This window comes from Mucilaginibacter sp. P4_G9 (assembly GCF_056400985.1).
In genome coordinates this window covers 1-1,987 of sequence record NZ_JBFUKF010000637.1, presented here as the reverse complement: position 1 = coordinate 1,987, position 1,987 = coordinate 1, and the positions used below count along the sequence as shown (strand labels likewise).

The following is a 1,987-nucleotide window of genomic DNA, read 5'->3' as shown; positions in this document are numbered from 1 at the left end:
GGCATACCTGGAGTGGGGTACCCGTATTGCTGTAATTAATTCAAAAATGGATGAAACAACTGAGGCAATTGATGCGTCGATGCCGAAATGGGGCTGGGGCGTGGTTGGAGGGCCGTATCTGGGTGATAAATAACCGCTTCTTAACTTCCCGAAACTTATTAACTTCGTAAATGCATTCCTTTTTTCTCAACTTTCCAAAGATCACAATCTTCGATATAGTGGATGTGGTTTTGGTTGCTTTTATCATTTACCAACTTTATAACCTCATCAGGGGCACTATAGCCGCCAATATTTTTATTGGTTTTGCAGTGATATTTGCCATGAATCTGGTAGTTAACCAGCTGCATATGAAGTTGCTTACTGCTATACTGGGCAAATTTGTTGATGTAGGGATCATTGCCGTTATTGTGGTTTTTCAGCAAGAGGTACGGCGTTTTTTGCTGCTTGTGGGTAAAAATGCATCGCTGCAGCGCAATAAGGCCTGGTGGCAGTATTTCTTTGGCAAAAAGGAAGTAGAGAAAAATAATTATGCGCGCATAAAACCAATTATTGATGCCTGTAAAAGCATGAAGCAAACCCGTACCGGGGCGCTCATTGTGTTTGCAAAATATTATGATGAGCAGTTTTACCAAAACAGCTGCGAGGTTGTTGAAGCCAAAATCTCTAAACGGCTGCTGGAAAGCATCTTTCAAAAAACAAGTCCACTGCATGATGGGGCTGTTGTAATATCCGAGAATAAGATTAAATCTGCAAGCTGCATTTTGCCGCTTACCGAAAAAACCGATCTGCCGGCACAGTTTGGACTGCGCCACCGTGCAGGAATCGGTGTAACAGAGGCCAACGAGGCAACAGCCATTATCATATCCGAAGAAACAGGCGAAATATCATATGCCAAACAGGGGCGTGTAAAAATGAATATCAGCTTTGCAGAGCTGGAAAAAGTTTTGAATAAGGACTTTTGAGGATAAACATAAAATCAGCATTAAAAAAGTAATTTAACATTTGTTATTAAAAACATAGCAGCAATAAGTGCGTTAATTGACAAACCTTTACCGGGACTTACCGATTAACCATATCCGGTGGCGGTAAAATGATAGATTTTATTATTTTTGTGAAAAATTTAAACCGATGAGCGAACTCATTAAAAAACAAGTAACTGAAGCAAAGGCATCCATGGATAAGGCCATTGATCATGCCGATAGCGAATTAAATAAAATACGTGCCGGTAAAGCCAATCCATCTATGCTTGATGATGTGATGGTTGACTATTACGGTTCACCAACTCCATTAAGCCAGGTAGGCAGTGTAAATACTCCTGATGCACGCACTATTATAGTACAGCCCTGGGAGAAATCATTACTACCGCTTATCGAAAAAGCCATTAAAGAAGCCAATCTTGGTATTAACCCCCAAAATGATGGTATTATTATCCGTATAAACGTTCCGCCTTTAACTGAAGAACGCCGCCGCGACCTGGTTAAAAAAGCAAAGGCCGAAGCCGAAACCGGTAAAATAGCTGTTCGTAACATCCGCAAAGATGCCAACGAAAAGATTAAGAAATTAAAAACCGAAGGTGTATCTGAAGATGAAATAAAAGTAGGCGAGGCCGAAATTCAAAAACTGACCGACGCCTATATTATCAAGGTTGATCAGCTTTCAGATGCTAAAGAAAAAGATATCATGACGGTTTAATATTAACCTTATGTCAAATTAAAAGGGAATGAGCTACTTAGCCATTCCCTTTTTTTATTTTTACTGCTGAAACATGAATATATTACTTTCTTATTTGAAAAAACACCGCTGGATAGTGGTTATGGCGCTTTTTCTTGCTGCCATGAATATTGGATTTTCATTGCTTGATCCATGGATAACCGGCCGTATTGTTGATCGTGTTATTGAGAAACGCAGTAGTCTTCAATATGAAGAATACCTGCACCAGGTATTGTTGCTGGTTGGCGCAGCTATTGGCGTGGCCATGGTATCTCGC

The 1,987-nt window shown here is 40.3% G+C and carries 2 protein-coding genes and 1 pseudogene; all 3 read left to right on the top strand.

Going from position 1 to position 1,987, the window contains the following annotated elements; genetic code table 11:
• Positions 1 to 170: 170 nt before the first annotated feature.
• Complete coding sequence (gene cdaA, locus AC1DPZ_RS26220; RefSeq protein WP_477409045.1) at positions 171 to 962, top strand: diadenylate cyclase CdaA; 792 nt, start codon at positions 171 to 173, stop codon at positions 960 to 962.
• A gap of 166 nt (positions 963 to 1,128) precedes the next feature.
• Complete coding sequence (frr, locus tag AC1DPZ_RS26215; protein ID WP_477409043.1) at positions 1,129 to 1,692, top strand: ribosome recycling factor; 564 nt, start codon at positions 1,129 to 1,131, stop codon at positions 1,690 to 1,692.
• A 73-nt stretch (positions 1,693 to 1,765) separates the two neighbouring features.
• A pseudogene (locus tag AC1DPZ_RS26210) lies at positions 1,766 to 1,987 on the top strand (ABC transporter ATP-binding protein); the annotation flags it as partial.

Bases quoted from the DNA above. Each gene is read 5' to 3' on its own strand.
- cdaA (WP_477409045.1), top strand. From the start codon at position 171: ATGCATTCCTTTTTTCTCAACTTTCCAAAGATCACAATCTTCGATATA.
- frr (WP_477409043.1), top strand. From the start codon at position 1,129: ATGAGCGAACTCATTAAAAAACAAGTAACTGAAGCAAAGGCATCCATG.